Raw genomic sequence first — 26,571 nt, 5'->3', positions numbered from 1 at the left:
CACCGCACCCACCGGCTGCTAGCTCGATGTCGGACCAGGAAGTGCCGGGCGGGGGATCCTCGCCTGGGCACGGCGGGCACAGGTTCGATGCGGTGGAACGTCTACGCAAGAAGCTCGAAGCGATGAAAGCGGCCGAGACGGGCGCTCCCGGAACGGGAGACAGCCCGGCGAAGGCCGCTCGGTTGCCGCGTCGCCCGCGGCGCATGTCGGAGGAAACCGCGGAAGAACCCGCGGAAGACGACACCTCAACCGTGACCCGGCTGCCGCGCCGTCCGCGGCGCATGTCGGAGGAAGCAAGCGAGCATTCCCCCAAAACGTGGCGTTCGGCAGGCGACTCCGTCTTCGACGCCGCCCCACCGACCAGGCCCGTGCTGCGCGCGGAGCTGGAGCAGGAAACCGGAACGTGGCATATCGGCCCCGCGTGGTACTCCGGCCCTGACGCCGATTCGCCCGCCATCGAGCAGGACGGCAGCGTCCTCGATTTCGGTGCGGCGCGGCGGAAAAAGGCCGGTGACGAGGCTCATGGCGTTGGTCTTCGGCGGGTGGCGAAGCCGCGCAGAATCGGCCAGAGTCCCGACGAGGGACCCGACACCGAGGGCGTGCGAGACAGCGACTCCGAATGATCGGGATGCGCAGGCCTCGGAGCTAGACACACCCAGCGGCGCTCGCGGCGACGGTGTGCAGACTGTCTCGATGCGCTCGGTTCGTGGCGATGAGTTGGTCGAGTGCGTCGCGGGTGTGGATGAGGTCGGTGATGTGTGCCGACAGCCGGTCTCGTTCCTGCAGCATGCGTTCCAGCGCGGCGTCCGAGGTGTCCGTGCTCGGCGCATCGACGCACGGCAGCAATTCGACGATGGTGCGGCTGGACAGACCTGCGGTGAACATCCGCTGGAGGAAGCCGACCCGGTCGACGGCGCTGTCCGGGTAGTGCCGTTGCCCGCTGGCGCTGCGGACGCTGGACAGGAGCTCCTGCTCCTCGTAGTACCGCAGGGATCTGATGCTGACTCCGGTTCGAGTCGCTAATTCGCCGATGCGCACGGTGCCCTCTCTGGTGTGACCTGTGGCATAAGGTCTTGCCCCTCACATCCATGTGAGATTTTAGCGTAGTTGTCACGCCGATCCGGGCGTACCGAGCACGAGGAGCCTGCTGTGACAACACTTTTCGACACCTACCAGCTCGGCGGTCTGACGCTGCCCAACCGGGTGGTGATGGCGCCGATGACGCGAGTCCGTGCCGCCGCGGGCGGCCTGGCGACGCCGTCGATGGCGACCTACTACGCCCAGCGGGCGACCGCGGGGTTGATCGTGACCGAGGGAGTGCAGCCCAGCCTGATCGGACAGTCCAACCCGGGGACGCCGGGTCTGTACACCAACGAGCAGGTCGCGGCGTGGCGTCCGGTGACCGCCGCGGTGCACGCCAACGGCGGGCGCCTGTTCGCGCAGATCATGCACGGCGGGCGGGTGTCGCATCCGGAGACGATCGGCATGCAACCCGCCGGGCCCTCGGCGATTCCCGCCGTCGGTTTGGTGTTCACGCCGTCAGGACGCCAACCCGCGCCGCTGCCGCGCGCGCTCGACCTCGCTGAAATCCCCGAGCACGCAGAGTCTTACGCCGACGCCGGTCGCCGTGCGGTCGAGGCAGGCTTCGACGGCGTCGAATTGCACGGCGCCAACGGCTATTTGATTTCGCAGTTCCTGTCCTCGAATGCCAACCTGCGCACGGATCGTTACGGCGGTTCGATCGCCAACCGGATCCGGTTCGCCGTCGAGGCGACCTCGGCGACCATTGCCGCCATCGGCGCGGCCAGGACCGGCATTCGGCTCTCGCCCGGCGCAACCTTCTGGGGCGTCGAAGAATCCGACGTGCTCGAGCTGTACACCGCGCTGCTGACCGAGTTGGCCAGGCTCGAGGTGGCCTACATTCATCTCGAAGCCACCGCCGACGAAGAGATCCTGGTCGAGCTGCGCCGCGCGTGGCCGGGCACGCTGATCATGAACCCGGTGCTGCCCATGGGGCCGAAGCTGGTCGGGCGCGCCGAGGCCGATCACTGGCTCGGCCTCGGCGCCGAACTCATCAGCTTCGGCCGCGCCTTCATCGCCAACCCCGACCTCGTCGAACGGCTGCGCAACGCCCTCCCGATGGCGCCCGTCGAGGAGGACACCTACTACCAGGGTGGCGACACCGGCTACTTGACCTACCCGGCATATCAGTACAGCGCTTGAACCTCAGCTGCCGCAGCGGGATTCGCGACAGCGGTCCCGCAGCGGTAGCGGCACCTCAGTCGTCCGGTCCAGGGACGTCAGAGGATTCAGCCGCCAGTAGCCCCAAGAACCGAGGTCCGCGGCTCAGGTTCGCCAGCGGGCGGGGCCGCCTGCGGCGGGCTCGTAGCGGCAGAAGCGGCCGGTGCGCAGGGATGCGCGGAGGTGCGCGGCGCAGTGCGGGGCAGAGGTTTCGATGCGCGACACTGTCGCGCGCAATGCCTTGGTGACGCTGATGCGGGCGCGTTCCTCCTCGGTGGAGAAGGTGCGAGAACGCCCGCCGAGTGCGGTGATTCGCCGCAGCTCCGCGCGAATCGCCTCCCGCTCGGCCTCGACCCGCCGCGAGCGGTCGATATCACCGCTGAGGTCGGCGGCATCGGCTTCCGCGGCGAGGCGATCGAGTCGTTTTCGGTAGGCGCGGACGGCCTCGAAATCCTGGATCGGGTCGGCGGCAGTGGTTTCCACGATCGCGCCGCCGGAAGCCAGTCGCGCCGCGGCGATTTCGCGTCCCGGCGAACCGACCAGGAAGCGGAGGTAGCCGATGCCGCGCGAATCGCGGAGCCGAACGCGTTCGGCACCGGCGTGCAGAATCCAGTCGTCGTCCTCGCGGCGCAGTGCCCACTCGTCGGCGGCGGGCCGTCGCCGCTCCAAGAACAGGTGCATGCCCAAACGTGTTGCGATGGAGTCGGATCGGGCGCGCGCGGTCCCGGCGCGGGCCGCGTCGCCGTCGTGCCCGCGCCGTTCCAGCGCGTCCGCGAGCCCGGCCAGGGTGCGCGCGAGACCGGGCAGGGCGCCGATGTGGTCTTCGGCGGCGGCCGCGCGCTCGTAATGCTGGACGGCGGCGGTGTAATGGCCGAGCACGACACACATCGCACCGAGGTGGCGCTCGACCGGACCGTTGGTCATGTTGGCGCCGAACCAGATCACGAACCGGCCCGCGTAGGGCGTCAGCGCGGTCAGCAGACGCTGGCACGCGGCGGTGTCTGCGGTCAGCACCGCCGCCTCGCACGCATCGGCCATCGCACCGAGCCACCGCGGACCCGAGCCGTCGAGCAAACGCGGGAGGACCCGCTCCAATTCGATGCTTGCCTCGTCGAGACTGCCGCGCACGGCGAGCATCCTGGCCGCCGATGCTTCGTAATAGTGGCCGGGCGAGCGCCGCGCCGCTTCGGTGAACAACGCGATCGAGTGGTCTATCTGCTGCACAGGCCCGCAGTCCACCGCGATCGCCGTGGTGAGTGTCGTGACGATGCGGTCGATATCGGCGAACCGCACCCGGCGCCCGCGCGCCTGGATCGCGTCGATGAGTTCGCGGGCCGCGGCGTACCGTCCGCGCAGGATGGAGATCACGCCGTGGCGCGCGACGGCGGTGATCTCGGCGACCGGGTCGCCGGAGGTCGCGCGCTCGTAGGCGGCCAGCGTGCTTTCGGCTTCCGCGATCCGGCCCGTCTCCATGAGAATCACGAACCGCCAGAATGTCCCGTGCCACTCCAATACCTGGTTGCCGCAGGAACTTGCGAGCGCGACCATCCTGGTCACGTTCGCAAGCCGTGCGTCCAGGTCGTCCGGCGCCCAGAGCGCGTGCATTCCGGCGTGGATGACCTCGGCGATCGTTTGCGGGTCGCCGGCCAGCTCGGCCAGTTCGGTGGCTTCGGCGATCAGTGTCCGGCGCCGATCGACGGACGAGGCGTCACCCATCAGCTCGAACGCGAGACCGGCCAGCAGCGAGGCGCGTTGCGTCGGCGGCGCCGGCCGGTCCAAGGCCAATTCGAGCAGGCGAATGGTCGGCAGGTCGACGTCGAGGAAACCGATGTTGCGCCCGATCCGGCCCAGCGTCGACGCGCTCATCGTCACTCGCGGATATGTCCCGCGGTACGACGTCGCGAGCAGCGCGAGCTGGACGAGGGGATCGACGCCGTCGGGTAATCGGCGCACCTCGTCGACGAGCGCGGCCACGGTGCCCGGCACCCCACCGGAGGCCGCCCACACCGCGCGGGCCACGTCGGGTTGCGCGGAGCCGATCAGCGCCGCGGTCTGCTCCTCGGTGAATCTCGGCAGTGCGAATTCGGCGCCGACGCCCAACGGCACCGACGAGGTGACCACGAGCACGGTCGGGCGGGTGGCGAGGCGCGAGACGAACACGGCGAGGATCGCGAGCAGTTCGGGGCCGCCTCGGTCGATGTCGTCGATGGCGATGAGTTGTCGGCCGGTGGCCAGGATCTGCGCGCAGGCCGCGTCGATCTCGACCGCGGAGGGTGCCGCGAGCAGTTGTTCGGTGTCTTCCGGTGCGCCGCCCGCGCTGCGTAGCAGACTGGCCCAGGCGAAACCGGCAGGCTGGGTGGGCAGCACGGCGATCCGGCTGACCTCGATGCCCCTGTCGCTGGCCTGTCGCACCGCGTGATCGATCAGCAGTGTCTTACCGAGACCGGTGCCGCCGACCGCGACAATGACACCGCCGCGCCCCTCAGCGGTCGCCTCCAGCGCTGTCGCTATCGCCGACAGCTCCGGGTCCCTTCCGACGAAAGTCATGCGACCCACGGCCGTGCCGGCGAGGTGAGCACAACAACCTTTGCCTTCATGCCGGCTCCTTTTCGCTGTTTGGCGTTGGCGCGCTTTATTGTTCACGGCACCGGTTGTTTTGTTCCGGCGCGCGCAACCAGACAAACAATGTCCGGCCTGCGGCGCCCGGTGGATGTCAGGGAGGGGCGACGTGCCTCGACAAGAGCGGCCGCTGGACTCACCCAACGGGCCGTTGGGCGTGTTCGCCGCGCAGCTGCGCCTGCTTCGGGAGCAGGCAGGTAGCCCGACCTATCGCGAGTTGAGTGCGCTCGCGCACTACTCGCCTGCCGTGCTGTCCCAGGCAGCCGCCGGGCGGAAGCTGCCGACCTTGGCGGTGACCTTGGCCTATGTGAAGGCATGCGGAGGGGAACGCGAAGAGTGGCGGGCGCGCTGGTATGCGGTCGAGACGGAGCTGGCCTTCGCCGCGGACGCCATCAGCGGAGACGACGCGGCGGCCCCCGCACCCTACGTCGGGCTCGCCGCCTTCGAGCCGGGGGACGCCGAACGATTCTTCGGCAGGGATGAATTGGTCGCCGACCTGCTGTCCCGGGTACGCGAGCGACGGCTGCTCGGAGTGTTCGGCGCGTCGGGCTCGGGGAAGTCCTCGGCGCTGCGAGCAGGCCTGGTGGCCACCGCGCTGAGCGAAGGGGTGTTCGGCACCGGGCCACAGCCGACGTTGTTGTTCACCCCCGGACCGCATCCGCTGGAGGAGCTCGCGGTCCGGTTGGCGGAGTTGACCGGCGAGTCGGCGGTGACGCTCAAGGCCGAACTGAGCGCCGACTCCGGCAATCTGCATCTGCGCATCCGGCAGGCCATGATCGGCCAACCCGACGGCGCCGATCTGCTGATGGTGATCGATCAATTCGAGGAAGTGTTCACGCTCTGCCGCGCGCATCAGGAGCGGGCCGCGTTCATCGCGGCGCTGATCGCGGCGTCGACCGCGCCGACCAGCCGAGCCAGGGTGGTGCTCGGCGTGCGCGCCGACTTCTACGGCCACTGCCTGCAGTACCCCGAATTGGTTGCCGCGCTGCGTGATGCCCAGGTCCCGGTGGGTCCGATGAGCGCCGATCAGCTCAGGGATGCCATCGTCGAACCCGCCACGCGCGCAGGCCTGATCGCGGAGACCGCGCTGGTTTCCCGGTTGGTCGCCGAGGCGGCCGGGCAACCGGCGGTGTTGCCGTTGCTGTCGCACGCATTGCTGGAGACCTGGCGACGCAGGCGCGGCACCCGGCTCACCCTGGTCGGCTACGAGGAGACGGGCGGCATCGACCAGGCCATCGCCTACACGGCCGAGCAGGTCTACAACGGTCTCGACGCGACCGAAAAGCAGCTGGCGCGTGGGCTGTTCCTGCGGCTGACCGCGCCGGGCGAAGGCACCGAGGACACCAGACGCCGGGTGCCACGGGCCGAATTGGACACCGACCCGGCCACGACCTCGGTGCTCGAGACCCTGACCAACGCACGTCTGGTGACCGCCGACCGCGACCACGTCCAGATCGCGCACGAGGCACTGATCCGCGGCTGGCCGCGGCTGCGGGGCTGGCTCGACGACGACCGCGACGGACTACGTGTGCATCGCCATCTCACTGATGCCACGCAGGCCTGGGAATCGGTCGATCGAGATCCCGGTGCGCTGTATCGCGGTGCGCGCCTTACTCTTGCCCGCGATTGGGCCGCAGGCAACGACGCGACGCTGACCGACCGGGAACGGCGATTCGTCGCGGCGAGCGTGGCGGCCGAGGCCGCCGAGCAGGAGGCGGCCCGGCGGCGGACCAGGCGCCTGCGCCAGCTCGTCGCGTTGCTCACCGTGCTGTTGCTGATCGTGGCGATCTCGACCGTGTACGCGATGCGCGCCGAGCACACCGCCAAGGAGCAACGCGACCTCGCCGTCGCGCAGAAGATCGTCGTCGAGGCGCCGACCCTGGCCGAGACGGATCCCGGTCTGGCAGGCCAGCTCGTGCTGGCCGCATACCGGCTCGTCCCCACCATCGACACCCGCAGCGGCCTGCTCAGCGCCGCCGCACGGCCACGGTTCACTCGACTGGATCATCCGGACACCGTCACCTCGGTGTCGTTCAGTCCGGACGGGCGGGTGCTGGTCACCACCGACGACGACCGCCAGGTCCGGCTGTGGAACGTCGCGACGCTCGCCGATCCGCAGGTACTGGACGGACACACCGGAATCGTCACATCGTCCGCCTTCCGCGGGGACGGCCGGGTGCTGGCGACAGGCAGCGAGGACAGCTCGATTCGGTTGTGGGACATGACCGATCGCGACAGGCCGCCCACGGTCCTGCCGACTACGGCGCCCGTTCGGTCGGTGGCGTTCAGCCCCGACGGCGCCGTCATGATCTCCGGCGGCGACGACAAAATCGTGCGGCTGTGGAACGTCGCCGATCCCCGCAACGCCCGTCAGATCGGGACGCTGGACGGATACACCAACGCGGTGACGGCGGTCGCGTTCAGCTCGGACCGGCGCACCATCGCCACCGCCGACGGCAGCGTGCGGCTCTGGGATCTCAGCGATCCCGGACGAGCACGGTCGATCGGCTCGCTGGCGGAGGGGCAGAAGGTCTCAACGCTCGCCTTCGGCCCGGACGGACGCACCCTGCTCACCGGCGGAGCAGACAACACCGCTCGGCTCTGGGACACGGGCGTGCCGGATCGCGCTGCGGTTCTCGCGACGTTCCCCGGCCACACCGACGAGGTGAAGGCGGTGGCCATCAGCCAGGACGGCCGGACCGTCGCCGTCGCCAGCGCCGACCGGACCACCACGGTGTGGAACATCACCAATGTCCGCGAGCCGAGTCTCCTTGGCCAGAACGGACATACCGAAGGCGTCTACGCCGTCGCGTTCAGTCCGGACAGCCGTCTCATGGCGACCGGAAGCTGGGACAACTCCGCGCGGGTGTGGCCGCTGCCGGGACCGGTGCTGACCGGTCACACCGATCTGGTGCTGACCGTGGCGTTCAGTCCGGATGGTCGGGTCATGGCCTCGGCCGGGTGGGACGGCGTCCTGCGCATCTGGGACACCACCGACATGACCCGCCCCACCGTACTCAGCACCCTGCCGTACCCGAAACGGCTGCGGTCCATCGCATTTCGGCCGGACGGCCGGATCATGGCGGTCGCCGCGGACGACGGGCTCGTGCACCTGTGGGATCTCGCCGACCCGGCCCGCCCGGTCCGATCCGGGGTGCTCGCCGGGCATACCGGAATCGTGCGCGCCGTGGCGTTCAGCCCCGACGGACGCATCCTGCTCACCGGCGGCGAGGACCACACCGCACGAACGTGGGACGCCACCGACCCGAGCAAACCTCAGCAGCTCGCCGTCATGGAGGGGCACACGGATCGTGTGCTGGCCGTCGCGTTCAGCTCGGACGGCCACACCGTGGTCACCGGCAGCTACGACCGCACCGCCCGCCTGTGGGATGTCACCGACCCGCGACGGCCGACGTCGGGGGCCGTTCTCGCCGGGCACACCCACGTCGTGCGCGCGGTGGCCTTCAGCCCGGACGGCCGCACCGTGGCCACGGCAGGGTGGGACAGCACGGCCAGAGTGTGGGACACCGACGGCCGCCAGCTGGCCACGCTGCCCGGGCACACGGGCCAGGTCAACGGCGTCGCTTTCAGCTCGGACGGTAGGACATTGGCGACGGCAGGCAACGACGGCAGCGTGCGGCTCTGGGATGTGCGCCGACCCGATCACCCCGAGGTGCGCGCCATCCTCTCCGGGCACACCGACCTCGTCTACGCGCTGGCATTCCACCCGGACGGCCACACCCTGGCCTCGGCAGGACGCGACCGTGCCATCCGCATCTGGGAAACCGATGTCGATCAGGCGATCCAGCGGGTGTGCGACTGGAACGGACCCACCATCACCGAAGCCGAATGGGCCACCCGATTCGGGCAGTATCCCTACCATCCGCCCTGCTCCTAGCGACCATCGCAGGGTGTGACAGTCGAAGGCACGATTCGTTACCACCGAGGGAACGCCTACCAGGTGTGGATCGGTTTGTGAGGGGGATTGTGCTGGTGGTGGGTGTTTTTCGATGATAGGGACGCTGGGGGACTTCGGGTCGCGTTCGGGCTACGGGGCTGCCCCCGATGCCGCGGAGGTGCAGATTCTCGGCCCCGTGCGGGTCATCGACGGTGATCGCGATGTCGGCGTCGATCGTCCGTTGGAGCGGGCCGCGCTGGTCCGGCTCGCGCTGGCGCGTGGCACGCCGGTCTCGGATGGGCAACTGGCCGTGGATCTCTGGGGGGATGGCGAGCTGAACCGGCCTGCCGCGCGGCTGCGCGTGTTGATTTCGCGGCTGCGTGCGGCACTCGGCGCCCATGGCCATGCGGTAATGCGATCGCCCGCGGGGTACTGGACCACCGTTGCCGTCGGCGATCTGCTCGCGGCCGAGTCGGCGGCGGAACGCATGCACGCGGCTCGGCGGGCCGGCGATCACGCGGCGGTGCGGTCGGCCGCCGACGCCGCGTTACGGTGCTGGCGCGGACCGGCTTTGGCGGATCTGATGTCCCCGCCGTTCGCCGATGCGGAGGCGGCTCGGCTCGGCGAGTGGCGGCTGAGCCTGGTCGTGGCCGGCATGGAGGCGACGTTGCAGCTCGGTTCCGGTGCTGAAATGGCAACGGAACTAGCCACTTTGGTGTCCGAGCACCCGCTGCACGAGCCGCTCGCGCGCTTGTTCGCGTTGATGCTGTATCGAACCGGAAGTCAGGCAGACGCCCTCGATCGGCTCGGCCGGTTGCGGCGGACCCTGTCCGAGGAGCTCGGTGTCGACCCGACACCGGAAACCGCCGAGCTCGAGTTGCGCATTCTCCGGCACGATTCCTCGTTGCAACCGCCGAGGCTGCGGTATGCCGCAGCGGTCGAAGGCGCCAAAAGAACTGCCATCAACGGACATTCGGCAGCCAACGACACGTTCGTCGGCAGGCGGCGCGAGCTGGCAGACGTGCTTGACGGCCTCGAACAGCGCGGTGTGGTGACCGTCGTCGGCGGACCGGGGAGCGGCAAATCCCGGCTTGCGCTCGAGGCGGCGCAACGCGTCGCCGACTCCGGTGTGCCCGTGGTGTTCGTCGAACTGACGCCGATGCATCGCAAGGATTCGCTGTACCGGGCCATCGCCGTCGCGGTCGCAGGCGATGCGGGACCGGAGACCTGTCGAGAGTGGGTCACCGGCGCGATGTCAGGTGCGTTGCTGCTGCTCGACAACGCCGAGCACATGCTCGATGAGCTCACGGTGACCCTCGCTGGACTGATGGCGCAGATCCCCGGGCTCACCGTGCTGGTGACCTCGCGACGAAAGCTGGAGTTTCCCGGCGCGGTCGCGCTGCGGGTCGGGCCATTGGATGAGGCCGCGGGTCTCGAGCTGTTCGCCGAACGCGCCCTTCGGCCGGTCCCTGCCGGCCAGCGTCCCGAGCTGGCGGCGGTGTGCGCCGCGCTGGACTGGCTGCCGCTCGGCATCGAGCTGGCCGCAGGCCTCACCTCGATCTCGAGCATTCCGCAACTCGCGCAACGGATCAATGAACGGATCCGGCTGCTCATGGACGGTCGACGCGAAGCAGGCGATGATCGGCATGTCGGCCTGCGCGCGGTGTTGGACTGCAGCTATGCGCTGCTCGATCCGCTGGAACAGGCGGTGTTACGCCGGATATCGGTGTTCGCGGGTGGATTCGCGCTCGAATCGGCCGAGTGGGTGGTGCCGTCCGGTCGCCTCGAAAAGGACGATGTCGCACCGGCATTGGCGCGGCTGGTGGACCGCGGTCTGGTCGCCGTGTCGATGGACGCCGGCAACCGGCGTTTCTCGCTGCGGGAAACGGTGCGGGACTACGCCTCGACCATGCTGGTCGAGGCCGGGGAACGGGCGTCCACCCGGCAACAGCATGTCGCCTGGTGTCTGGAGTTGGTGCGGACGGCCGACGACGCTGGGTCCGGCCGCGCTACTGCCGCGGCGTTCGCCGAGTGGCCGAACGTGCTGGAGGCCTTGGAATATTCGGCAGGCGCGCCTTGGGAACATCTCGGTCTGCAGCTGGCCGTGGCCATGCACGCCCCATGGAAGGAGCGCGGGCGGTATCGCGACGCGAGCAGGCACTTCGAAGCGCTGATCAACGCCGCCGCGGCAACCGCCGAGGAACGGGCAAACGCGTTGAGCAAGTACGCGTTTCATCTGCTGATGGTCGATCGGCTCGACGAATCGGCGGACGTGTTCGCCAAAGCCGACGAACTGGCGGCAACGATGGACGACGACGGGCTCGTGCTCGAGATCTGCTACTACCGAGGGATCGTCGACATCAAACGTGGTCAACTCGGGGCAGCCGTTGCCACGTTGGAAGCCGGTGAAATGCATGCGCGGCGCATCGGTGACCGGAAGCGAATGCCGATGTTCGCGAACGCCAGTGGTGCCGCCGAACTGTTCGCCGGGCTGGCCGACGCCGGAATGGCCAACATCGAGCGAGCGATCCGGCTCCACGAAGAGTCCGGCAACGACCACGAGCTGGCCCGCGCGCTCAACAATCGGGCAGCGGCGCTGCTGGCCCTTGGCCGAAGTGCGGACGCGCTCGCCGCTGCCGACGAATCCGACAACTGCGTCCGGCGTTCCGGCAGCTACGCCAAGCGCGTGGACGAACGCCGAGTCCTGTCCCACAACGAGTTGATCCGTGCCGCCGTAGAACTGGCGGCCAATCGCTTGGACAACGCGGAACGGCATTGCCGCACAGCACAATCCTTCCTGAACGGCGGCATCAGCATGGCCGATATCGATCTAGCCTGGGTGCTGATCCGCAAAGGTGAACTGGCCGAAGCGAGGTCGCTGCTGGACAAGGTGTATGCCCACGTTATGCCCGGCGGCATCCAGTGGCTGGCCGTCCGCCCGGTCTCCGCCGCCCTCGCCCTCGCCACCGGCGAAGCGGAGACCGCCGCACTGCTCGTCGGACAGACAACCGGGTACTACGCCAGGTCAGGATTCGGTTGGCAGCGTCACGTCGATCGACTCCGAGATGTGCAACAGCAACTCGCCTCCCGCAGATCTGTGCGGGAGTAGGAACGCTGCTGGCTGAGCGAGTCAGATGCTGCCACAGCAGATCGGTGAGGAGCGGCGTGCGGTCTCGGTGAAACACCGTTGAGACACCCGTGAGACGGCGGTGTTGAAGACTTTCTTCGTTCCCGTGAGTCGCTCACTATTCGACAACCGCTACTGGGAGCCAGCGCTGTCCCACCTCGTGCCCGGCACACCACACGCTCCTGCCGGAGGGGAGAGTCCTTGTCGGCAAAGACGGCGACAAGGACTCCAGGCAGCTGCGTTGTGAACGGGTAGTGCCACGTACCGCGACCTGCTAGGCGAAGAAAGTTCGAATCATGTATGACATCATCACTTTTCGAGGTACCGGTGAACCGAGGGGGCCTGGCGGGGCGCCGACTGGAATGGTGGCCGAGGTTACCGATTTGTTGGATCCTTCGAAATTCCGTTGTGTGGAGCCGATTTGGCCTGCGCAGATCAGTTCCTTCGGCCCCGGCGGCACGGTGTTCTCGCCGTCGTTGGAGCGGTCTGTGGCGATCGGTGTCGCCGCGGGGGTCGCGGCGATCCGCGACACCGACAATGTGTGCGGCCTGATCAGTTACTCGCTCGGGGGAATCTGTGCGAGCACGATTCTCGAAGGTGTGGCGTCGGGGGAATTCGCCAATGATGACGGAAGTCCGCTCGACATCGCGTTTGCGATATTCATCGCCAATCCGTTACGCAGGAGCGGTGATTCGGTGCATGACAGGTGTGGTGGCGACACGCACGGACTGCACGGGGAGCACGGGCCGTGGCCGGATCTGGATGTGCGTGAATACGCCAACCCGTTCGATATCATCACCGCGAGTCCACCCGATTCGCCGCTGCGGTTCGTCGACGCGGCGGTCGGCCCGTTCTCTTTGGTCGAAGGTGCTCGGCTCGGCAACACCGGTCCGATGATCATCAGCGAACTCGTGCAGATGGTGACCATCCACCCGAATCAGAACGTCCATCGGTATCTCGCGGCGATCGAAGGTACCGCCGGATATCTCACGCCGTGGCCGCGCGGCACCCACACGGGCTACTCGGGCCAGGAATTCGACAACACCGGACAGACGTGGACCCAACACGCCGCCCACTACTTGAATTCGAAGTACTGACCTCGTAGGGAGGGACTTTGGCCCTTCCCTGTGCGATGCCGATCGTGGCACAGTCGATAGACGAGGGGCGACCAGGAGCGTCGATCATGAATGCTGCCGCACAACGCCGTTGGGTGAGCGCCGTCCTGCTGACTGCTGTCGCATTGACCGTGTCCGTCGCGTGTGGTGAGAGTGGGCGTGGCAGCCCGACTTCGACGCCAACGGGCACGCCACCGTCACAATCCTCCAGTCCGACCGCGGCTCCTTCTCCTAGCGCGCCGACCGCACCCGATCGCTTCGGCTATCAGCCGCTGTGGCCGTTCGAGAGTGTTGCCGCCGCGGACGTGTGGCAGCGTGCCTATCGTGACGGTGGGCATCAACCGTGGCATCTCGACGCCGAGACGACCGCATTGTCTTTCACCCAGCAGTATCTCGGCTATGCGAATGTCGACGCGGTGGTCGATACCTCGGTCCGCGATGAACAAGCCTGGGTGAGTGTGGGTTTCGACAATCCGAATGGTGACTCAGTGACTGCGGCGGTGGTGCATCTTGCCCGTATCGGCACTGGCTCGGATGCACCGTGGGAGGTGGTCGGCACCGACGACAGCACCCTCACGGTGACCGAACCCGGTTACGGGACAACGGTGAAGTCGCCGGTCACCGTCAGCGGCGTGCTATCGGGTGTCGACGAGAGCCTTCGGCTGCGAGTCCTCCGCTCGGATCAACAGCTACCCATCGGTGAGCGCGCTGGGATCCCCGCAGGCGGCGCGAATGCACCGTGGACCGCGAGCATCCCGTTCTCGACGAGCTGCCCAGCCGTCCTGACCGTCGCGGTCGCCACTGGCGGGCACGTGGCGGAAGTCGAGCGATTTGCCGTCACTGGTGTGCGGTGCTGAGCTAGCGACGGTCCGGGACTGCCCTAGGTGCAGACGTTGGTCGGCAGTCCCGGAACGATGCCACGGTGCGCGGCTGAGATGCCAACGGTCACGCGGGGACTTCGGGCAGCAGTGGGACGAGGCTGTCCCAGCGGCTGATTTCGCATCCGTTGGTCCGATTGAACGACGCATCTACGTGACGTCCCGCCCAGGTTCCCACTACGCGGGCAACCTCGGGTCCGCCGTACTGCTGCGTGCAGATGGCGTCTGCCGGCACCGGCGCGAAGGGATCCTGTCCCGGGCCGAAGCTTGCCAACTTCGCGCAGGCCGCGTCCGGGGCGGAATGGTCGCCGCCTGCGGGGTTGCACCACAGGTCAAATGTCCCGTTGGCGTTCGGGTTTGCGCTGTTGGACACCGTCAATACCAAGTGATCACGGCCGACTGGTTCGGCGGGGGCGGATCCCATCGCACATCCCGAAGCTAGGACAGCCATCGCAGCCGCGGCGGCGACACTGGCAGAACGTCGCTGGAAACTGCGGGTTCTGGTGAGTGCGTTCATGGCGCGGATTCGGGCCCTGAGGGTGTGAGCGGTCATCGAGTGTTTTCTCCTGTGCGTCGCGGGTACGGACCGAACGACTAGCAATATCGACCGTAGGCGACCGATCTTCAGCAATGGTTGAGCAATCATTAGAGATCTCTCAGAGCCGTGCTGAAGGTCCACTTTTCCAGGTCAGAGGCTTGTCGACTCTGCTAGCGTGAGTGTTTGCCTGATAATTGCCGGACTGTGTTTGGTGCACAGCACACGCAAGCCGGTCGATCTGAGCAAGGATGGGAGTCATGATGCGAGGCGTGCTGAAGTTCGCGGCAGTGTCGATCCTGCCGATGTTCGCAGTCGTAGTATCCGCGGGGCCCGCCGCCGCGGACCCGGTGCATTTCGAACCCGCACACATCGATGGCGGATCGGGATGTTCGGGAACGGTCAACGCCGAGGTTTCGGCGAGTCAGGGGCAGCAAGCCCGTGAATTCGCCGACTTCCACGATAGTTCGGCGCGGGTGACGGTGAACTTTGCCCGTGACGCCGCGACCGGTCCGTTCGGCTCGTTGTCGGCCGCACCGGGCGGCGGAAACACCTGCTCGATCCCCGCAACGGTCACGATGCGCAATCTGGACACCGGCGTGAGCAAAACCGAAACCCGCAGCACCCAGTACGACGGCCATTACGGCTGGAACGCCGCCTTTTTCACGCTCGAAGGTTCGGGCCGCGTTGCCGTTCAGGTGAGCACGAACCCCACCCCGAACGAGCTGGTCATCGACGTGCCCGCGCCCTACTGAGACCAGCGAATCGGTAAGGAGTGCATCCCGTAGATGCCCTCCACGCCGGTCGCTTCCGGAGTTCCGTCGAGTGTCAGTTCGGGCATCCGGGTCGAGAGATAGCTCAGCGCTTCAGCGAGTTCGGCGCGGGCGAGGTTCGCGCCGAGGCAGTAGTGGGCGCCCGCGCCGAAGGTGAGGACGCGGGTGTCGCGCTCGGCGGTGATGTCGAAGTCGTTGCCCTCCGGTGCTTCCCGGTTGGCGCGCTCGGCGCAGATCGCGAGGATCGTGTTCTCCGGGAACGTCACGTCGCGGTATTCGATCGGCGCGACGCAGATTCGCGCGGTGAACGGTGTGATCGGCTCCAGCCGTAGGATTTCCGACACCGCCTGGTCGACCAGGTCGGGACGGTCGCGCAACAGCGCCCATTGGTCGGGGTGCTCGGCGAACAGCCGGATGCCATGGGCGAGTTGGCTTTGCGTGGTGTCGACGCCGCCGGCGAGGACATTGAGCACCAGGTTCACGCACTCGTCGTGGGACAGTCCGGTGCCCTCGTCTTCGGCAGCAAGCAGCGCCCCGACCAGGTCGTCAGCGGGTTCGCTGCGGTGGCGCGCGAGGAGCGCCTCGACGTAGGCGTATGCCTCATCCAGCGCTTGTTCGATGCGCGGCAGTTCGGTGGACAGCGCCTTGACGTCGAATTGTTTCTGAATCCAATTCGACCACTCGTGCAGGCGCGGCGCGTCGTCCTCGGATGCGCCGAGCACCGTCGAGATCATGAGCGAGGCATAGGGTTTCGCGACCGCGGCGACGAATTCACAGGACGTCGACGGGCCGATGTCGGCACCGATCCTGGCCAGGAACTCGCGCATCGTCGGGCGCCAGCGATCCGCCGCGTGTGGGGTGAAGGCCGGACCGACGAGCTTGCGTAGCCGACGGTGCACGTCGCCGGACAGGTTGAGAATGTTGGCGTCGATGTGGCCGGCGAGCCTGCCGCCGCCTACTCCGAAGAACTGGGCGATCTCACGCCCGGGAAACGCTGTGTGCCGCGACCGCAGAAAGAACTCGCCCGCCGCACGCTCCAGCACCACGAAACCGAGTGGCGCGCGGGCCAACCACCCTTGCGCGGCTACCTCGGCCAGCCGCTCGTGGTAGACGGCGCCGGTCAGATCCGGTGCCAGATAGTCGAATTCGGGCAGGTCCAACGCGGTGACAGCGGTCATGACACTCAGTATCGCCAATCGACCATCGGTGCGTCCGACTTCGCCGAATAGGCAGCAGCGGCCGCCTGCCGCAGGCGAATTGCGCGTTCACGTCGAGGTGGGCGCGAGTCAATCCACCTCGATCAAGCGGGCGCACCCTTGTTGGGTTCGAGCGACCAACCGCCGACACCGTCGAGCACCAGCCTGGCGGTATGGTGCTGGTCCACCGTGGCGCGGTGCGCGGTGCTGACCACGATCAGGTCGGGCAGGTCGGTGCGAATCAGCCGGTACAGGGCGAATTCCAGTTCCTCGTCCACGGCCGAGGTCGCCTCGTCCAGGAAGGCTGCGGCGGGGCGGAGCAGGATGATCCTGGCGAAAGCGAGACGTTGCTGCTCGCCGGGGGAGAGGATGCTCGCCCAGTCGGCTGTCTCGTCCAGCCTGGGGACCAGGTGATCCAGTCGCACCTTGGCCAGCGCCGCGCCGAGCGCCGCGTCCGTGGTCTTATCGGGGGTCGCCGGATAGGTTGCTGCTGAGCGGAGGTCGCCGAGCGGAAGATAGGGCAGCTGGGACAAGAACATGGCGTCGGCCGGCAGTCCGGCGATACCGCTTGTGTACGGCCATAATTCGGCGATCGCGCGGAGCAGGGTGGTCTTGCCGCTGCCGGAGCGACCCTTGATCACCACCGCGTCCCCCGCACGCAGTCGCAGCCGCAGATCCGCGATGAGCACGTTACCGTCGGGCCTGGCCACCATGACCTTGTCCAGCTCTACCGCGTCGTCGAGCGTGCGTGCCCCGATCGCGGGCAGCTCGTGCGCCTGCGCGCAGGCCTTGCGCAGGCCGTCCAGTCGCATCAGGGTGGCGCGGAACGCGGCGAAATCGCGATAGCTGTTGCGGAAGAACGACAACGAGTTCTGGATGTGGCCGAAGGCTGCGGTCGTCTGCTGCACATCGCCGAGAGTCAGTTTGCCCGCGAAGAATTGCGGTGATTGCAGTAGCCACGGCAGGATCACGGCCACCTCGTTGGCGGCCTGGTTCCAGCCGATGAACCAGGTCGTGCGCAGCACCAGCCCGTGGTAGATGCTCAGCACTTTCGTGAAAAGTGTTAACAGTGACCGCTTTTCGGTGGCTTCACCGCGATAGAAGGCGACTCGCTCGGCGTTGTCGCGCAACCGCACCAGAGCGTACCGAAAGTGTGCCGTCGCGGCCTGGTAGTCGAAGCCGAGCCGGATCAGCGGGCGGCCGATCCAGAAGGCGCCGCTGGTGGCGATCAACACGAAGGTGAAGAGCAAAAATACCATGGCCCTGGGTATTTCGATACCGAACAGGCCCAGCGGCGCCGACAGCTCCCACAGGATCTTGGTGAACGACACCACCGAGAGCACCGCGGTCACCGCACCGAGCGACAGCGCTCTGGTGCTGGAGATCATGTCGCCGACGTCCTGCTGGATGCGCTGATCGGGATTGTCGATGGGGTCATCGATGAATCGAGTGCGGTAGTACGCCCGGTCATCGATCCATGCGGTGCTTACATGCTCGGTCAGCCAACGGCGCCAATCGATCTCGAAATGCTGGCCGAGGAAGAAGTCGAGCTGAGTCCGGGCTATGTCGACGACGGCGAGCAGACCGAACATGGCCAGCGAATGCACAAAAGCGCGCTGAGCCGCGTCGAGCGCTACCTGGTCCGCTCGCCCCATCACCTCGGCGGCTTTCTGCAGTGCCGTGAACATGTCGTTGCCTTGATAGGACAGCAGCACCTGCACGCGAACCATCAACACCGCGCTGAACAGCAGTGCCGCCGCGTACGCGCACGAACGCAATGCGGTCCGCCCGGTGAAGTACGCCCCGGTCACCCGCCGGAACTGCTTGCCCCACTTGGTGGTTCGCAGCAACACCACCGCGCACACCAGGAAGGTGACGCAGGTGCAGGCAAACGCGATCAGCACCCACCGTGCCGACTCGGCGAGCACGTCGCTCCAGTCCCGGGTCGCCAGCACCGCGGCCTCCGATCGCCTAGGGTCGATCAGCCAGTCGAGCGCCCGCCGCCTTGCGAGCAAACCCAAACGTTACTGCCTACCTGGGCAAACCCGGTGGAACCAACACGCGGCGTCGGCTTACCTGCCGCTGTGTTGCCCGATCAGCGTGGCGCGCCGAGGCGCTGGAGGGAGCCCGCTTCCGTCCTGGCTTCGGGTGTTCGGTGCTGTTCGTGGATGAATACCCACACTCGGGCGCCGTCGGTGACGGCCAGTCCGGCGGCGAGCACTCCGGTGGGCATGGTCACGGGGAGCATCGGCATGTCGGACTCCGTTTCTGCTGGCAATCGCCGATCGTCATGGAAGCTTGGGCGGTGTCGGCGGCCTTTCCGTCTATGTCGATCGACATAGAGTGCTGCGAGTATGATCTATGTCGATTGACATAGTCAAGAGGTGGGAAAGGGAGCCGCTGGTGGCAGGCGATACCCGCAAGCGCATGATCCGTCAGGCTGCGCTGCTGTTCCGGGCGCAGGGATACGCGGGAACCGGGATTCGAGAGGTGGCCGAGCGCGCCGGGGCCAACCGCGGCGTGATCTATCACCACTTCCCGGGCGGGAAACCGGAAATGGCCACCGAGGTCATGGCCTATATCGACGGCATGGTCAGCCCGGGCATCGCCGCGGTGTGCGCGACTCAGGAACCGATCCCGGCGATGCGCGCCATCCTGGAAGCCGCGAAGCTGGTCATGGCAGGCGGCGATCAGCCGGCCGGATGTCCCGTCGCGGCGATCGCGCTCGGCGCAGGTTCCGGCGAGCAGGCGCTGCGGTCGACGGCCCGTGCGATCTTCCGGCGCTGGCAAGTGCCGTTCCGGGAATGCTTGGCACGCAACGGTTTCGGTGAATCGGATGCCGCAAATCTGGCCACCCTGGTCATCGCCGGAATGGAAGGTGCGCTCATCTTGTGCCGGACCGAGGGTGCCACCGACCCGCTGGACCGGGTTGCCGCAGGGCTGGAACGCGCACTCAAACCCTAGAACCCGGTGCGGCACAACCTTATTACGCGAGAGTGTGTCATCGAGGCGACTGTGGGATGCCGAGCAGTGCGGCGAGTACGTCGTGGAGGACATCGAGGTCGCCGCTGAGGCCGATGACGGCGTCGTTGTAGAGGAATGCTTCGTTCAGGCGCGCGAGGGCGTACGCCAGCGTTGCGGGCTCCAGGGGCGGCTGGTAGCCGTCTTCATTGATCGCGCGTTCGATCAATGCGGTCACCAGGGCGACGGCACCGGGTTGGAAGGTGCCTGCTGCGGAGGTGAGGACCTGGAGCGCCGCTCGTTGTTCCAGCTCGATGTAGGCGCGAAAGGCGTTGTTGGTCATCAGCTTACGGTTGAACCCGTCGATGGTCTTCAGTACCCGATGTGCTCCGGTCACGTCGTCGGCGCGTTGCTCGGCGCGGCGGAACAGCACGGTGCAGTCGGTGAGCAACAGCGTGCCGATGAGTCCTTCCCGTGAGCCGAACCAGCGGTAGATGGTTGCTCGGCCCAGCCCGAGTTCGGCGGCGATTGCTTGGACGTCGATGCGCTGTTCGGCGGTGAACTGGCGCCGCGCGGCGACGAGCACGTCGTCGGGTTGCGCCGCCGCGGGGCGGCCACGGCCTGCGGGGTTGGCCCCTGCCTGCCACCCTTCGACGGGCGGGGTCGATCTAGGCACCGGACTCATGCGGGCGAGGTTACCGGCGTGCGAGGAGTGCCCGGTGGGCGAGACGTCCCCGCGTAGGTGTGGTGTGCTGCGGATCTCATACTCCCTGATCGGCCATGGGCATGCATCTCGTTGCCGATTATGTTACACATTACGAATATGTCTTATAGTCGGCTGTTGACAGGTCGCTTACCTGCACTTCCGCGCACCCCGGAGCGAGATCGATGAAACAACGAATCACGACCTACGCGCTGTTCGCCGCAGGCTGGATCCTGCTGCTGACCGCCGCGCCGACGGCGCACTTCGCCGCCTGGAACCTGCTGATACAGCTGGCGATCTTCATCCCGGTGGTGGCGATCCCGGCTTGGCGCACCGGCCGCATGTCCTCCGTCGACATCGCCTGGCCACTCGGCCTGGCCGCCATCGGCATCCAGACCTTCATTTTCGCGGAATCGTTGACGCCACTGACCATTACGGTCGGTGCGTGCTACACGGTCATCGGCGCCCGCATGGGAATCTGGGGAATCCGCATGTGGCGCCGCGGCGAATTCGACCACGAACTGCCGCGCTACGTCTATCAACGCCGTCGCTGGGAGCGCGCCGGATTCCGCAGTGAACGAGTCTCCTTGCAGTTCGAGATCTCCGTCCAGGCGCTGGCCAACGCCACCTTTCTCGCGATGCCCGCGATACTGATCTCCACCAACCATTCGACCCGGCTCGCCGCCGTCGAATGCCTCGCGATCCTGTTGTGGCTCATCGCCTATGGACTCGAAAGCCTCTCGGACCTACAGAAGAGTCGCTTCGCCGCGGCGGCGATCGCCAGCGACAACCGGACATCGATCTGCGACGTCGGCCTCTGGCGCTACAGCCGCCATCCCAACTATTTCTTCCAATGGACCCAGTGGGTGGCGCTCACGATCCTGGCCGTGCCGTCGGCGGTTGCGTTGCATGACCGCGTCTCGGTCGCGCAGGTGGCCTTGTTCATTCTTGGCCTGGGCCTTGCGGTTTACCTCATGTACAACACCCTGGTGGTCTACACCGGCGCTGTCCCCGCCGAGTACTACAGCGTGCGCAAACGGCCCGCCTACGCCGAATACCAAAAGACCGTCAACCGCTTTGTCCCCGGCCGACGACGTTCGATCTGACCCTGCCCGGCTCGGTGGCGACGAGTTTGCCGTGCTCGGTGAAATCTCCATGGCCGCACCAGAAGCCACCGCCGAGCGGTTGCGGCGAGGCCATCGCCGGGATGTAGCGGGCGCACGGCTCGTTGCGGTTCTGGACGTTACGCCGTCGATGGCTGAGATTGTTTGCCGGGCAATTGGTTACATCGATCTGATTGAGTGACTGCGCGGCCGGGCTGATCCCGGATAGCCTTGATCTATGGGTACCTCGGTGGCAGTCCCGTATCCGCCAGTGGCTGTTTTCCGGGAACCGGAGGGTGGGCAAGCGATAACGGATCTCGGCGCCGAAGTGCGGGCCGACGCGCAACGGACCGCGATCACCCTGGCCGAGGTCCCCACGCACGCTGGGCCGCTCGAACGGACCACGGCCTTGCGGTATGCGGTGACCGCGGCCGGCGAGCTGGTCGGCGGACTGTCGGTGACCGGCGGGCCGATCATCGGCGAGGAGCTGCCCGCAGAGTCGGTGAGCCAGTCGTTCTTTCGGGTTCGCGAGGTCGAGCTGTCGGATCAGCAGGCGGCCCTGCACGGTGTCCTCGTCGTCTATCGTGGCCTGCGGGATCTCTGTAGTGCCCCACTGTCCGGCGCCGACCTGGCGGTCGAGGTGGCGGGCATGCGACAGGCCGTGCTCGATCTCACCGGCACCACCGCGGCCGACGAGCCATCGGACGCACGCATCCCCGATGCCCAAGAGCCGGAACGGTTTTCGTTGGAGCGTCAATGGACCGCCAGGTGGATTGTCGGTCATCAGGTCCACGTACTGTTCAACATCTGTGCGGCGGTGGCCGTCACCGACGCGGCGCACCATCTGCGTAGCGGCGCGGCGGATCTCGCTCTGACGCGACTCGACGATGCGACCACCTACGTGCGCGGTTTTCCCGCAGCGATGATCCACGCAAGCACGATCCCGGTGGAGTACTACCTGGCCGCCGTCCGGCCGACGATGCAGCCACCGGACGTGACGATCCCGTTGAGTGGTCGGCAACACCGCGGCTACAAGACCTTTCGTGGCGCGATGAAGGATCTGCTCAGCGTGCTGCCGGAGACGTTCGAGGAACTGCACGACCGAGACCCGGAACTCGCCGAGGCCAGAGGCGCTCTGCTCGAAGCCGATCTGATCGACAGTGAACGCCATGTCACGCTTGCGTATTCGATGGTGCGGCAGCGTCGTTCCATCGCACAGTCACCCTCCGGGCCGGACAACGCCGTCGGCGAACTCCGGTCCATGCGGCATCGGCGGGCGGCGCACTATGCGCCACTGATTCGCTTCGGCGACCACTACGTCGCCGACGCAATAGCGGCTCTTCGCCACCGCTGAGGTCTTGCCCCCGCTGATGAGGAGACAGTGATGTCGCGCGAAACCAACCAGGCCACTGTCGATCTCGACGATCTGCGGATGAGTCCGGCGGATACCGCCGAGGTGGACCGCCTCGCCCGCACCTTGTGCCCCGAAGGGTGCGTGGATGACCCGAGCTGGGTGCGCAGCGCCAGGCATGCCAGCGATGCACTGCCGCTGTCGTTGCGGCGCGGTCTGCGAACATTCCGGCGGCACTCCGGGTTTCGGGGTATTCAGGTGATCCATGGCCTGCCGGTCGACGAGGCGATGCTGCCTGCGACGCCGTCGCTGCCGGACTCGGTGCAGCGGGACCCGACCGTCGCCGCGGCGGTGCTCACCATGCTCGCGTGTGTGCTCGGCGATCCGCTCGCATATCTGGCCGAGAAGTCCGGTGCGTTGGTGCAGGACGTCGTGCCGATTCGTGGAAAGGAGTCGTTCTCGGGAAACGCGGGCTCGGTGCTGCTGACCTTTCACAACGAGAACGCCTTTCATCAGCACGAACCGGACTATGTGCTGCTGCTGTGCCTGCGTGCCGACCACGACCGCGTCGCCGGGCTGCGCACTGCCTGCCTGCGCGAAGTGCTGCCACTCCTGCCCGAGGCAACCACACAAGTCCTGTCCGCGCCCGAATTCATCACTGCGCCACCACCATCCTTCGGTTCGGACGACACCGAGCGCGCACCGCAGCCGATCCTGTCCGGCGCTCCCGACGATCCGGACATCCGGATGGCGACCATCGCGACGCGGGCCCTGACTCCCCGTGCCGAGGCCGCTCTCGCCGATTTCGGCCGAGCCTGCGACCAGGCCGCGCACACGACCGTCCTCGAGCCGGGCGATCTGGTCGTCGTCGACAACCGGGTCACCGTGCACGGCCGCACCGCCTTCCGTCCCCGCTACGACGGCGCCGATCGCTGGCTGCAGCGCACCTTCGCCGTCACCGATCTGCGCCGTTCGCGCGACCACCGCCCCGACGACGGTTATGTCATCACGCGGTGACTCAGCGGTGCGATCGGCCGAAGCGAGACACCGAGATCCTGACCCCTGGATGAATCGCCATCCACGAGCGATGATGCACTGATTCCAGACGGAATCAGTCAGCGAGGTTGAGCATGCCCTCACTACTCGAAGTAACGACGCATTTCTTTCTCCAGGTCGCGATCATTCTCGCGACCTGTCGACTGCTCTGGCCGGTGTTCCGGCGGCTGGGCCAGGTCCAAGTGGTGGCGATCATGGCCGCCGGTTTCGTCTTGGGACCTTCGGTGCTGGGCTGGGCGTGGCCGTCGGCTCAGGAGTGGCTGTTTCCCGCGACATTGACGGTCGGCACGGCGACGATCACGCACCCGAACCTCACCGCCATCTATGTCGTCGGCCAGCTCGGTCTGGTGCTGTACATGTTCCTGGTCGGCGCCTCGTTCAAGCTGGAGATTCTCCGGTCGCATCTGGGCAAAGCGGGAGCCACCTCGGCCGCAGGTATCGGCGTGCCCTTGGTGCTGGGTGGCCTGGTCGGTGTGTGGATGGTCGCGCAAGGCGGCTATTTCACGAACAAGGTCAGCGCGTGGCAGGGCGGGTTGTTCGTCGCGGCGGCGGTCGCCATCACCGCGTTCCCGATGCTGGCCTGGATCATCTATGCCTCGGGCCTGTTGAATACCAGGCTCGGCACGATGTCGCTGTCTTGTGCGGCGGTCGACGACGTCTGTGCCTGGGTGTTGCTGGCCACGGTGGTCGCCACGACGAAGGGCAGCATGGGCGGCGCATTCCTCGCGATCGGCGGTGGCTTGGCCTTCCTGGTCTTCATGACCGTCGTCGCCCGACCTTTCTTGGCGCGGCTGAACACCTGGACGCCACGCGACGGCGACGGCGAAAGCGCAGGCGGACTGCCCGTTGTTCCGCTGACGATCGTGCTGCTCGTGGTGCTGTTGTCGAGCTGGTTCACCGACTACGTCGGCATCTACTCGGTGTTCGGCGCGTTCGTCGCGGGCACCGTGATGCCGCGCGGTGCGTTGCTCGACTCGATCCGCGAGCGATTCGAACCGTTGGCCGCCTATCTGCTGCTTCCGGCCTTCTTCATCTACTCCGGGCTCAACACCAAGCTCAGCCTGATCTTCGATGCCAAGGTGTTGGTGGTGGCGGCGGTCGTGCTTGTGGTGTCCTTCGCGGGCAAGTTCGGCGCGATCGGGCTGGTGGCTCGGTGGCAGGGGATGAGCTGGCGCGAAGCGGGTGCGATGGGCGCGCTCGCCAACGCACGCGGGTTGATGGAACTGATCCTGCTCAACATCGGCCTGACCGCGGGACTCATCACCGGCCAGCTCTACACAATCCTTGCGCTGATGACCATCGTGACGACCTTCGTGGCCACACCCGTGATGCGCATGTTCGAGCGCAGCGCATGGAAGAACGGTGTCGTCTTCGGGCCGTCCGGCGAGGAACGCCGAACCACGGAAAGCCGAACGCTGACCGATTGAACCGAACGCGCACTACCGGTAGCCGACCATTCGCTGATATGACGGTTGTAGCGACCGACCAGTTGGCATCACGACCGAAGGAGTCCGCTCATGTCCGACAGCACCGTTGGCACGTCCTGGCGACGCCCGACCCTCATCGCGACGCTCATCGCCGCGTTCATCACGCAGAACTCGATCGCGCTGCCCTATGTGCGGCGCAACGGGCCGAAGTCGGTGCAGGACTTCTTCATCGGCGACATCTACAAGACGGTGCCGGGCCGCTTCGCCATGGTCGACCTCGGCTTCGTGGTGCTCGGCTTCCATGCGTGGGCCTTCGCCGAAGCGCGGCGGCTCGGCATCGTGCGCTGGTGGGCTGCCTCGTTCGTGCTGACCTTTTCGGTGGGCATCGCCACCGCGATACCGTTCTTCCTGCTGGTTCGCGACTGGGCGGACGGCAAAGAGCAGTGATCGGTTGTGATTGAACTGTGATCGCAACATGATTGCTTGTGTTGTGGGGTATTAAGCTGTCTCAACTCAATTTTAGAAGCTGACGCCCAGCGCGTCGGTTCCTTCGGCGGGTCCTACCCTTGCCTTTACGGCGTAGGACCAACGATCCGATACGCGATCGACCCCGAAGGAAAATTCATGGGCAAACACAGTGCACCTCGCAAAAGCTATGTCGCAACGCGATTGGCAATGCTGTCGACCGCGACGTTGATCGGCGTGGGCATCGCGACCACCAGCGGCGCGGGACAGGCTGTGGCCGCGGAGGATTCGTTCGGCGGCCCGGGCGACTCGTTCGATGACTTCTTCGGCGGTGGGGGTGACTCGTTCGGTGACTCCTTTGGTGGTGGGGGTGACTCGTTCGGTGACTCCTTTGGTGGCGGGGGTGATTCGTTCGGTGATTCCTTTGGTGGTGTAGGGGATTCTTTCGGTGAATTATTCAGTGGTGGACAGGATTCGTCTGGTGATTCCTTCGGCGGTGGACAGAATTCGTTCGGTGACCTCTTCGGTGGCGGAGAGGATTCACTGACTGACATCTTCGGTGGTGGTGAGGACGATTCGTCTGCTGATTCCTTTGGTGGCGGGGAGGACTCGTTCAGCGACCTCTTCGGTGGTGATTCCGGCGAGGGCGCAGAGGAGAGTGCCGGTGACAGCGGCGATGGCGCCGCCGATGCCTTGGGTGGACTCGGTGATTTGAGCAAGGTGTTGGGTGCTCTGGGTGGCGGGGACTCCAGTAAGAGCGCTGGAGGCGCGGGTGACGCGTTGGGTGGACTTGGTGATTTGAGCAAGGTGTTGGGCGCCTTGGGCGGTGGCGACTCAGGCAAGGGCGCTGGAGCAGCCGGTAAGAGCGCTGGAGGTGCGGGCGATTCCCTGAGCACACTCGGCGATGCGGGCAAAGCCTTGACTGCACTCGGCGGCGCGAGCACCGCACTGGGCGGACTCGGCGGCGTCGGCCCCGCCCTCACGGGCGCGGGCACTGCACTGAGCGCACTCGGCACTCTCGGCTCGCTCGCGGGTGGAAAGTAGCTAGCCGGCGGAACCGGTACGGCTCTTGCTCTGCCTCGCCAAATCTAGGCGGGCGGTGCAAAGCCGCAGCCGCCCAGCG

Annotated in this window: 21 protein-coding genes; 14 read left to right on the top strand and 7 right to left on the bottom strand. The window is 66.8% G+C overall.

Annotated features, from left to right (window positions below; translation table 11 throughout):
• Positions 1–26: 26 nt before the first annotated feature.
• Positions 27–623: a hypothetical protein gene (locus ACGFNJ_RS32060; protein ID WP_393456697.1), complete on the top strand. Its 597-nt coding sequence runs from the start codon at positions 27–29 to the stop codon at positions 621–623.
• A 22-nt stretch (positions 624–645) separates the two neighbouring features.
• On the opposite strand, the gene ACGFNJ_RS32055 is transcribed toward ACGFNJ_RS32060, so the two are convergent.
• Positions 646–1,038, bottom strand: a complete 393-nt coding sequence (locus tag ACGFNJ_RS32055; protein ID WP_393456694.1) for a MerR family transcriptional regulator — start codon at positions 1,036–1,038, stop codon at positions 646–648.
• A gap of 111 nt (positions 1,039–1,149) precedes the next feature.
• On the opposite strand from ACGFNJ_RS32055, the gene ACGFNJ_RS32050 reads away from it, so the two are divergent.
• Positions 1,150–2,223 (top strand): alkene reductase, encoded by a 1,074-nt coding sequence (locus ACGFNJ_RS32050; RefSeq protein ID WP_393456691.1) that lies wholly within the window; start codon positions 1,150–1,152, stop codon positions 2,221–2,223.
• 123 nt (positions 2,224–2,346) lie between these two features.
• On the opposite strand, the gene ACGFNJ_RS32045 is transcribed toward ACGFNJ_RS32050, so the two are convergent.
• The gene (locus ACGFNJ_RS32045) at positions 2,347–4,788 is read right to left on the bottom strand and encodes an AAA family ATPase (protein WP_393456688.1); all 2,442 of its coding nucleotides are present in this window, start codon (positions 4,786–4,788) and stop codon (positions 2,347–2,349) included.
• A gap of 181 nt (positions 4,789–4,969) precedes the next feature.
• Here ACGFNJ_RS32045 and ACGFNJ_RS32040 point away from each other — a divergent pair, with 181 nt between their 5' ends.
• The 4 genes from ACGFNJ_RS32040 (at position 4,970) to ACGFNJ_RS32025 (ending at position 13,857) form a co-directional block, all read left to right on the top strand.
• Positions 4,970–8,758 (top strand): hypothetical protein, encoded by a 3,789-nt coding sequence (locus tag ACGFNJ_RS32040; RefSeq protein ID WP_393456685.1) that lies wholly within the window; start codon positions 4,970–4,972, stop codon positions 8,756–8,758.
• A gap of 112 nt (positions 8,759–8,870) precedes the next feature.
• Positions 8,871–11,867 (top strand): BTAD domain-containing putative transcriptional regulator, encoded by a 2,997-nt coding sequence (locus tag ACGFNJ_RS32035; RefSeq protein ID WP_393456682.1) that lies wholly within the window; start codon positions 8,871–8,873, stop codon positions 11,865–11,867.
• 428 nt (positions 11,868–12,295) lie between these two features.
• Positions 12,296–12,982, top strand: a complete 687-nt coding sequence (locus ACGFNJ_RS32030) for a hypothetical protein (protein ID WP_393456679.1) — start codon at positions 12,296–12,298, stop codon at positions 12,980–12,982.
• 86 nt (positions 12,983–13,068) lie between these two features.
• Positions 13,069–13,857, top strand: a complete 789-nt coding sequence (locus ACGFNJ_RS32025; RefSeq protein WP_393456676.1) for a hypothetical protein — start codon at positions 13,069–13,071, stop codon at positions 13,855–13,857.
• A gap of 88 nt (positions 13,858–13,945) precedes the next feature.
• Here ACGFNJ_RS32025 and ACGFNJ_RS32020 read toward each other — a convergent pair whose 3' ends face one another.
• A complete protein-coding gene (locus ACGFNJ_RS32020; RefSeq protein ID WP_393456673.1) occupies positions 13,946–14,302 on the bottom strand; it encodes an SSI family serine proteinase inhibitor in 357 nt (118 codons plus the stop codon).
• Positions 14,303–14,673: 371 nt separating this feature from the next.
• Here ACGFNJ_RS32020 and ACGFNJ_RS32015 point away from each other — a divergent pair, with 371 nt between their 5' ends.
• Entirely contained in the window at positions 14,674–15,168 is a 495-nt protein-coding gene (locus tag ACGFNJ_RS32015; RefSeq protein ID WP_393456670.1) for a hypothetical protein, read from the top strand.
• On the opposite strand, the gene ACGFNJ_RS32010 is transcribed toward ACGFNJ_RS32015, so the two are convergent.
• From ACGFNJ_RS32010 to ACGFNJ_RS32000, 3 genes are all read right to left on the bottom strand, one after another.
• On the bottom strand, positions 15,162–16,364 hold the full coding sequence (locus tag ACGFNJ_RS32010; RefSeq protein ID WP_393456667.1) for a cytochrome P450: 1,203 nt from the start codon (positions 16,362–16,364) through the stop codon (positions 15,162–15,164). The two genes, ACGFNJ_RS32015 and ACGFNJ_RS32010, sit on opposite strands and share 7 nt — an antisense overlap.
• Positions 16,365–16,486: 122 nt before the next feature.
• A complete protein-coding gene (locus ACGFNJ_RS32005; RefSeq protein WP_393457445.1) occupies positions 16,487–18,337 on the bottom strand; it encodes an ABC transporter ATP-binding protein/permease in 1,851 nt (616 codons plus the stop codon).
• Positions 18,338–18,477: 140 nt separating this feature from the next.
• Positions 18,478–18,636, bottom strand: coding sequence for a hypothetical protein (locus ACGFNJ_RS32000; RefSeq protein ID WP_393456664.1), 159 nt, complete (start codon positions 18,634–18,636; stop codon positions 18,478–18,480).
• A 107-nt stretch (positions 18,637–18,743) separates the two neighbouring features.
• Between ACGFNJ_RS32000 and ACGFNJ_RS31995 the strand changes: the two genes are divergently transcribed.
• Positions 18,744–19,346, top strand: coding sequence for a TetR/AcrR family transcriptional regulator (locus tag ACGFNJ_RS31995; RefSeq protein WP_393456661.1), 603 nt, complete (start codon positions 18,744–18,746; stop codon positions 19,344–19,346).
• Positions 19,347–19,383: 37 nt separating this feature from the next.
• On the opposite strand, the gene ACGFNJ_RS31990 is transcribed toward ACGFNJ_RS31995, so the two are convergent.
• On the bottom strand, positions 19,384–20,028 hold the full coding sequence (locus ACGFNJ_RS31990) for a QsdR family transcriptional regulator (RefSeq protein WP_393456658.1): 645 nt from the start codon (positions 20,026–20,028) through the stop codon (positions 19,384–19,386).
• A 203-nt stretch (positions 20,029–20,231) separates the two neighbouring features.
• Here ACGFNJ_RS31990 and ACGFNJ_RS31985 point away from each other — a divergent pair, with 203 nt between their 5' ends.
• The 6 genes from ACGFNJ_RS31985 (at position 20,232) to ACGFNJ_RS31960 (ending at position 26,492) form a co-directional block, all read left to right on the top strand.
• Positions 20,232–21,152 carry a DUF1295 domain-containing protein gene (locus tag ACGFNJ_RS31985; RefSeq protein WP_393456655.1) on the top strand — a complete coding sequence of 307 codons (921 nt, stop codon included), beginning with the start codon at positions 20,232–20,234 and terminating at the stop codon, positions 21,150–21,152.
• A gap of 235 nt (positions 21,153–21,387) precedes the next feature.
• Positions 21,388–22,503, top strand: a complete 1,116-nt coding sequence (locus ACGFNJ_RS31980; protein ID WP_393456652.1) for a hypothetical protein — start codon at positions 21,388–21,390, stop codon at positions 22,501–22,503.
• A gap of 30 nt (positions 22,504–22,533) precedes the next feature.
• Positions 22,534–23,517 (top strand): TauD/TfdA family dioxygenase, encoded by a 984-nt coding sequence (locus ACGFNJ_RS31975; RefSeq protein WP_393456649.1) that lies wholly within the window; start codon positions 22,534–22,536, stop codon positions 23,515–23,517.
• 113 nt (positions 23,518–23,630) lie between these two features.
• Positions 23,631–24,983 (top strand): cation:proton antiporter, encoded by a 1,353-nt coding sequence (locus ACGFNJ_RS31970; protein WP_393456646.1) that lies wholly within the window; start codon positions 23,631–23,633, stop codon positions 24,981–24,983.
• 90 nt (positions 24,984–25,073) lie between these two features.
• Entirely contained in the window at positions 25,074–25,430 is a 357-nt protein-coding gene (locus tag ACGFNJ_RS31965; RefSeq protein WP_393456643.1) for a DUF2834 domain-containing protein, read from the top strand.
• Positions 25,431–25,466: 36 nt separating this feature from the next.
• Positions 25,467–26,492, top strand: coding sequence for a hypothetical protein (locus ACGFNJ_RS31960; RefSeq protein ID WP_393456640.1), 1,026 nt, complete (start codon positions 25,467–25,469; stop codon positions 26,490–26,492).
• The last annotated feature ends 79 nt before the right edge of the window (positions 26,493–26,571 follow it).

The sequence above is a fragment of the Nocardia sp. NPDC049149 genome (assembly GCF_043197455.1).
Lineage (GTDB): Bacteria > Actinomycetota > Actinomycetes > Mycobacteriales > Mycobacteriaceae > Nocardia.
This window is presented reverse-complemented; position numbering and strand designations above follow the sequence as displayed.